Source organism: Anaerorhabdus sp. (genome assembly GCF_036641015.1).
GTDB lineage: Bacteria > Bacillota_I > Bacilli_A > Erysipelotrichales > Erysipelotrichaceae > Anaerorhabdus.
On record NZ_JAVWFO010000070.1, the window covers coordinates 1 to 6,724 of the forward strand.

8 protein-coding genes are annotated in these 6,724 nt (G+C 31.3%); 3 read left to right on the forward strand and 5 right to left on the reverse strand.

Annotated elements, in window-relative coordinates; all coding sequences use genetic code 11:
* Positions 1 to 45: 45 nt before the first annotated feature.
* From RR430_RS08545 to RR430_RS08565, 5 genes are all read right to left on the reverse strand, one after another.
* Positions 46 to 405 carry an Asp23/Gls24 family envelope stress response protein gene (locus tag RR430_RS08545; protein ID WP_332488630.1) on the reverse strand — a complete coding sequence of 120 codons (360 nt, stop codon included), beginning with the start codon at positions 403 to 405 and terminating at the stop codon, positions 46 to 48.
* Between the two features lie 89 nt (positions 406 to 494).
* On the reverse strand, positions 495 to 1,502 hold the full coding sequence (locus RR430_RS08550) for a cell division protein FtsQ/DivIB (protein ID WP_332488628.1): 1,008 nt from the start codon (positions 1,500 to 1,502) through the stop codon (positions 495 to 497).
* A complete protein-coding gene (gene murB, locus RR430_RS08555) occupies positions 1,493 to 2,395 on the reverse strand; it encodes a UDP-N-acetylmuramate dehydrogenase (protein WP_332488627.1) in 903 nt (300 codons plus the stop codon). Before murB ends, RR430_RS08550 begins: the two co-directional genes overlap by 10 nt.
* Complete coding sequence (murG, locus tag RR430_RS08560) at positions 2,392 to 3,480, reverse strand: undecaprenyldiphospho-muramoylpentapeptide beta-N-acetylglucosaminyltransferase (RefSeq protein WP_332488626.1); 1,089 nt, start codon at positions 3,478 to 3,480, stop codon at positions 2,392 to 2,394. Before murG ends, murB begins: the two co-directional genes overlap by 4 nt.
* 308 nt (positions 3,481 to 3,788) lie before the next feature.
* Positions 3,789 to 4,400 carry a LexA family protein gene (locus tag RR430_RS08565; protein ID WP_332488625.1) on the reverse strand — a complete coding sequence of 204 codons (612 nt, stop codon included), beginning with the start codon at positions 4,398 to 4,400 and terminating at the stop codon, positions 3,789 to 3,791.
* A gap of 119 nt (positions 4,401 to 4,519) precedes the next feature.
* Between RR430_RS08565 and RR430_RS08570 the strand changes: the two genes are divergently transcribed.
* From RR430_RS08570 to RR430_RS08580, 3 genes are read left to right on the forward strand one after another with little or no spacing between them, the layout of a single operon-like run.
* The gene (locus RR430_RS08570; protein ID WP_332488624.1) at positions 4,520 to 5,761 is read left to right on the forward strand and encodes a DNA polymerase Y family protein; all 1,242 of its coding nucleotides are present in this window, start codon (positions 4,520 to 4,522) and stop codon (positions 5,759 to 5,761) included.
* A gap of 11 nt (positions 5,762 to 5,772) precedes the next feature.
* Positions 5,773 to 6,006, forward strand: a complete 234-nt coding sequence (locus RR430_RS08575; protein ID WP_332488623.1) for a hypothetical protein — start codon at positions 5,773 to 5,775, stop codon at positions 6,004 to 6,006.
* A 4-nt stretch (positions 6,007 to 6,010) separates the two neighbouring features.
* The gene (locus tag RR430_RS08580; RefSeq protein WP_332488622.1) at positions 6,011 to 6,538 is read left to right on the forward strand and encodes an SOS response-associated peptidase family protein; all 528 of its coding nucleotides are present in this window, start codon (positions 6,011 to 6,013) and stop codon (positions 6,536 to 6,538) included.
* Positions 6,539 to 6,724 lie beyond the last annotated feature (186 nt).

Below are 6,724 nucleotides of genomic sequence, written 5' to 3' on the forward strand. Positions count from 1 at the left end.
TGTCTTTCAACATTATTCCATTAATTGTATTCATGCTTTCCTCCGTTAGCCTATAACTTTAACACCTTGAACATACACATTAACAGCGCTAAGCTCTAATTGAAGTGTTTTTTCAAGAATGTATTTCACTTTCTTTTGTACTTCAGAAACGACTTCAGAAATCTTAACACCGTATCCTAAAATTACATATACATCTAATTCCAGACCATTATCCGTTTTGCGCACAACAATCCCTTTAGAGAAATTTTCGATTTTTAATAATTCAGCCCAACCATCACGAAGGAACTTCTTTGAAGCCATACCAACGACTCCATAACATTCTGTAACAACCCCACCTGTAAGCGACGCGATTGCTTCTTCAGAAATATTGATATTTCCAAGATTTGTTACCTTTTCTATAGACATAGTATCTCCTCCTAGCCTCTAAATATTATACCAAAAACCATAAGATTATCAAATTTTATACTATAAAATAGTAGGTTTTTAATACATTTCTACTCTGTTTTCCCTGTTTGAGATGCAATATATGCTTCATAATCATCTTCTACACCTATTGGAATTAATATTTTTTGACCATTACCATCCAATATGAAATTACCAGCATCATCCGTAAAATACTTCTTTTCTACTGGATCACCGTATTGATTTACTACAATATTACCCAATTCATCTAACCAGTATTCTTTTTCCTCTGCAACTAAATCCCAAGGACAAGTTGAAGTAAATGCCACTTTTAAACTTTCATCAGAATAAATACATTGACCATTTCCTATAAAATCTGATGCAATTTCATTGTATGAATTAATCATTTCTAAGGAATAGTAACTTGCAAAAAAGTTGTTTCCATCACGCATAAATAAGCGAATTGTATTTTCATCGTAGGACATTGAATATTGTGAAACTTCCGAGATTGATTCTATAATATTACGATCTACTTTTTGAAATGCTTTTGCAATATGAAGCAATTGTTCCTCTGTTTCAAAACCATCAATGTATGGAACTTTTGCAATGATATCTAAATACTCAGAAGCCAAAGGAACCGATTTACCATTTGTCAGTAATAACTCCCCTTGCTCTAAATAGCGATATCCAAATGGTGTTTCTTCTTCTATTTCTATTTCGATTACCCCTTGATTTTTATGACGAACCGTTGCATTTTTAATCAATTCTGATTCTTCTAATTTCTTCTCTACAAGGTAGTCTACAACCAAATAATATCTATTATCTAATGTTATTTCAGATAAATTTTTAATATAGTCTTTCTCTAAATAATAATTATTTGTAACTCTTATCGATTTTACTTTTGATGTTGGAGAGAAATAATAAGCACAACCAATAGTTATTAGAGCACAAATGATTGCCGCTATAAAAAGAAGAGGTTGTGACTTTCTAAAACTAAAATCTGCTTTTATCCTCTTTCTTCTTTCAAAAACCTCATCGACAGCACTTTTTTCTTCTTTGATGGGTTCATCCTTTTTTTTTCGTTTCTTGATTAATCCCAATTAAACTTCTCCACTTCCATAATAAGTTCACGATTCATTTTCTCTTTTGCATCTTTTTTGATAGCACAAACTAAATCATAAAAATCTTGTGCAGTCGCATGATTAGCATTCACAATAAAATTAGCGTGTTTATCACTAACATATGCTCCACCATTACTTTTACCACGATATCCCAATTCTTCAATAATTTGCCAAGCGAATTTATCATCAGGATTTTTAAAAATACTTCCAGCTGATGGAAATTCTAATGGTTGTGTTTGTAGTCTTCTTTCTCTTCGACTATCCATGAGTTGGCGAATATCATCCTCGTTACCTTTAGTTAAACGAATTTTGACAGCTACAATAATCCAATCTGGATGTTCATGAAAAATAGAATGACGATATTCAAACTTACATTCCTCATTACTAATCCACTCGAATTTATCATCACGGAATACAAATACTTCTTGTATAACATTTGCCATATTACTTTTATATGCACCCGCATTCATAAAAGTAACACCACCAACAGAACCAGGTATACCACTTGCGAATTCTAAACCCGCTAGTCCATGTTTCATTGCTTCGTATGCAATCGAAATAATAGAAGCACCAGCTTGTGCTGTGCATATATCTTCATCAAAATAAAAATCATCAAATGTACGATCTAAACGAATGATAATACCATCAAAGTGTGAATCTGAACAAAGAATGTTACTTCCTTTACCAAACACTTTATATGGAACATTAAATTCGTGAATAGTTCGCATCAATTCATTCAATTCTAGACTTGTTTTAGGATAAACAACATATTTAGCTGGTCCACCTAAACGAAGCGTTGTCATGGTTGATAATGGAACATCACACTCCACTTCGCAATATTTTATTAATTCATCATATAATTGTTTATTCATTTATCTTCACCTACTAAATTTTTAATCCATCTAATCATATCTTGACTAGCATGAGGTCTACCTAAATTTTTAGCCTCTTTTGCCATTTCGCTTTGAAGTTTAGGATTAGAAATAATCTCTTGTATTTGTTCAACTAATTTTGTTGCGGTTAAATCTTTTTCTTCTATCATAATGGCAGCATTTTTATTTTGTAATGCCAATGCATTAAGTACTTGATGATTGTTTGGTACATAAGGACTAGGAATAATAATTGATGGCAATCCTAATGCAGTTATTTCAGCCGATGTTGTAGCACCGCCCCTTACAACTACAAGATCTGCTAATGACATCATTTCAATACCCTCAATGTAAGGTACAACATGTACATTTGCAGTACTTGTAACTGACTTAGTAAAACTATCATATCCTTTTTTACCTGTTACTATTAATGCTTGATATTCCTTATTTTGCATGTATCCACAAGCTTCTTTTAACACTTCATTGACACTTTCAGAGCCTAAAGATCCCATGACAATAACAACTAATGGAACATTATCACTTAAATTATATTTTGCTAATAACGACTTATCTTTTTGCACTTTTGCAGCTTCACTCGCCCTTGGATTACCAAGAATCTTAGTTTTACTTTGTGGAAACTGGTTTAAATTTTCTTCATAACAACCCACCACTGCATCCACAGATTTTGCTAACATTTTATTTGCTTTACCTGCAAACGAGTTTTGTTCGTGAATCATTGTTGGAATGTGGAGTGAACTTGCCGCCCATAACACAGGCACACTAATATAATTACCAAATCCAATTACAATATTTGGTTTAAAATCAATAAGTATTTTTTTACATTCTTGTTCAGCTCTTTTTAACAAATAAAAAGCTTTAATTTTAGAAAGAATTGAACCATTCATTCCTATTACATCAATCCCTTTGTATGCGTATCCCGCATTAGGAATTTCTGTAGCTTCCATACGATTAGTAGACCCAATAAACAGAAACTCTGATGATGAATCTTCCTCTTTTATTGCCTTAGCCAAAGATAAAGCTGGATAAATATGTCCTCCAGTACCCCCGGTTGCAATTACAATACGCACAAATAACCAACTCCTTCACCGTATTATAGCATGCTAGCCCCTGCTATTGAAGAAAAAAAGTCCATTTTTTGAGTAATTACTCCTTCCAAAAATGAACCATTATTTATTAAATTTATTATAGAAAGAATTAGCCAAAATCCACGAAACCGGTGGATTGATTAATATTAATAGAACTAGCGTACATATCGGCATTACTACCCCACCTATTTCCAACAGTGTAAATACAAAACTTAGAATCGCATTTTCAAAAATAAATAGAAGAATATATGTAAAGAAACAAATCAAAAAGAATATTATTTTTTGTTTCATTAATATTTAATCTTATTATGAATCAATTTCCCAATAATTTTGATTCCTTTTTCTTCTATTTCTTCTTTTGTAAATACCATTGGTTTATACGCATCATTTTCTGGTTGAAGAATCATTTGATCTTTCTTAAAGAAAACGCGTTTTAAAGTAACTTCGTTATTTTCTAATAACACTACTGCAATTTCCCCATTTTCAACACTATCTTGGCGACGAATATAAACACAATCACCTTCCATAATACGGACATTTTTCATAGAATCGCCAATAATATTCAAATAAAAATATTCATCTAACGAATCATTGCTGGCAACATATTCATAACCAGTTATATTTTCCTCCGCAAATAAGCCTAAGCCTGTTTTTACCGTTCCTAAAACCGGTACTGCTTTAGCATCAATAACATCACGAGCTAAATTTAAATTAATCATATCTTCCATTGGTATTTGAAAGAAATTTGAAAGTTTTTGAATAATTGGCATCGGTGGAATTGATGTTCCATCTTCCCATTTTTGAATCGTTGTAAATGACTTGTAACCTAAAAATTTCGCAAGTTCATCTTGTGAAGTTTTATAAATTCGACGTAGTGTTCTTAAATTCTCTCTAAAGTACATATTTATCACCACCTTTATTTTAACGGCTTTTAATTATCTTTTCAATCTTTATTTGAAAAATATTCAAGTTTCACTTGAACTTGATTTTATTTCAAGTAAAATGTAAGTGGGTGATATTTATGAATCGTATAATCCTCCATTCGGATTTAAATTGTTTCTATGCTTCCGTTGAAATGCTTTATCATCCTGAGTATAAAAATATACCTATTGCGGTATGTGGAGATATTGAAGAACGACACGGAATCATATTAACAAAGAACCAATTAGCCAAAAAATATTGCATAAAGACTGGTGAAGCTATTTGGCAAGCTAAAATAAAATGTCCTAATTTAGTTTGCATTAAAGCTAATTTCCCACTATATTTGCGCTATTCCAAAGCAGTTAAAAAAATATATTTAGATTACACCGATCATGTTGAATCTTTTGGTATTGATGAAGCATGGCTAGATATAAGTGATTGTCATTACCTTTACCCCTCACCTATTGACCTTGCTAATATTATAAAAGAAAGAATTAAATTTGAATTAGGTTTAACTGTATCCATAGGAATAAGTTATAACAAGATATTTGCAAAACTTGCATCAGATGCTGCTGACACTGACAATATTTTTACTATTTTTAAAGAAGAACGGGAAAGCAAAGTATTCCCATTACCCATTCAAAATCTACTTTTTGTCGGTTATTCTAATGCAAAAAAGTTAAAGTCTTTTGGTATTTATACTATTGGTGATTTAGCTAATACTCCGTTATCTATTTTGGAACGAATGTTTGGTAAAGTTGGAATTACATTACATTCTTTTGCAAACGGAACTGAAATGTCTGATGTTTCTTTATTTAATACTGCGCCCTCTTTAAAATCCATCGGGAATAGCACAACTTGTCCGAAAGACCTAACCACTTTAGAAGAAGTGAAAATTATAATCACTATTTTATCAGAAAGTGTTTGCGCTAGAGCACGTGAACAAGGATTTTTTGGTAGAACAATTACTATTTCAATTCGTGATAATTCACTTGTTACCATTACGCGTCAAATGCAATGTGAAGTTCCTACCGATTGTACTGATGTCGTTGTGGAATATGCATTAACATTATTCAAAAAACATTATACCTTTTCTAAACCTGTTCGCAGTCTCGGAGTTCGTTTATCACAATTCACCAATATCGAACCCAGTAATCAAACATCTTTCTTTGAACAAAAAAAAGATGTTACTCGCAAACAATTAGAACTTGCTATAGATGAGATCAGAAATCGTTTTGGTCACTACTATGTTCAACGTGGATGTGTTTTACAAGATGATGATTTAAATCGCTTAAATCCTAAATCTGATCATGTCATATTCCCTGAAAGTTTTTTTAAATAAGGAGACCAACTATGAATCGTCAATATGTAGAAGTTCTTTGTCATCACAAACTAGATGGCCAACTAATTCCAACTCATGTTATTTGGAATAATGGTATAAATTATAAAATCGATCGTATTTTGCAATGTTGTCCGGCCGCTTCCTTAAAATCCGGCGGTGCTGGAATGCGTTATACTTGTTTATTTAACCAAGAATGTAGATACTTATTTCATGATCATGATAAATGGTTTATAGAAAAGAGGTAAGACTATGTGTGGTCGCTATTTATTCTCTGACGGGAAAAATCCAACACTATCAAAAGTAAAACAATACTATCAAGAAAAACTACCATTAGATATTTTTAATCAAATCAGTTTTGAAGAAGTATTCCCAAGTCAAAAGACCGTCGTGTTTTTGATGAATAAAGAAAACAAGTTACATCCTGCAATTATGAAATGGGGATTAACTTTAAATAATAAACAAGTCATTAATTTAAAAGATGAAAATAAAATCGCAACGAAATACAAACCTTGTATTATTATTGCCAGTGGTTATTATGAATGGCAATCAAGCACAAAAGAAAAACATTTTTTTACAACTAATTCTAATGTAGTTTATTTAGCGGGTTGTTACAATGATGCAAACGAATTCGCAATCATTACTGAAGAAGCCAATAATACCTTATCAAAAATTCATCCAAGAGTTCCTCTCACTCTATCAAAAGATGATTTCATTGACTACTTTAAACAAGATATTATCTATTCAAATCAATACAAAATTATCGATAAAACTTATTAATAAAAATGTCCCTAGTCTTATTAGGATGACATTTTTATTTTTTTCTTAATTTTAATTCAATGCCTTATTCCAATGCCAATTGGTTAAATGAATTGACAATAAAGTTAATTCTTTCATTTGATTTAAGTTGTTCACTACTTTTAATTACGCTTCTAATATCATTTAGTTCTAGTAAATTTATAGCTA

Bases quoted from the DNA above. Each gene is read 5' to 3' on its own strand.
- RR430_RS08565 (WP_332488625.1), bottom strand. From the start codon at position 4,400: ATGTACTTTAGAGAGAATTTAAGAACACTACGTCGAATTTATAAAACT.
- RR430_RS08580 (WP_332488622.1), top strand. From the start codon at position 6,011: ATGTGTGGTCGCTATTTATTCTCTGACGGGAAAAATCCAACACTATCA.
- RR430_RS08545 (WP_332488630.1), bottom strand. From the start codon at position 405: ATGTCTATAGAAAAGGTAACAAATCTTGGAAATATCAATATTTCTGAA.
- RR430_RS08575 (WP_332488623.1), top strand. From the start codon at position 5,773: ATGAATCGTCAATATGTAGAAGTTCTTTGTCATCACAAACTAGATGGC.
- RR430_RS08570 (WP_332488624.1), top strand. From the start codon at position 4,520: ATGAATCGTATAATCCTCCATTCGGATTTAAATTGTTTCTATGCTTCC.
- murB (WP_332488627.1), bottom strand. From the start codon at position 2,395: ATGAATAAACAATTATATGATGAATTAATAAAATATTGCGAAGTGGAG.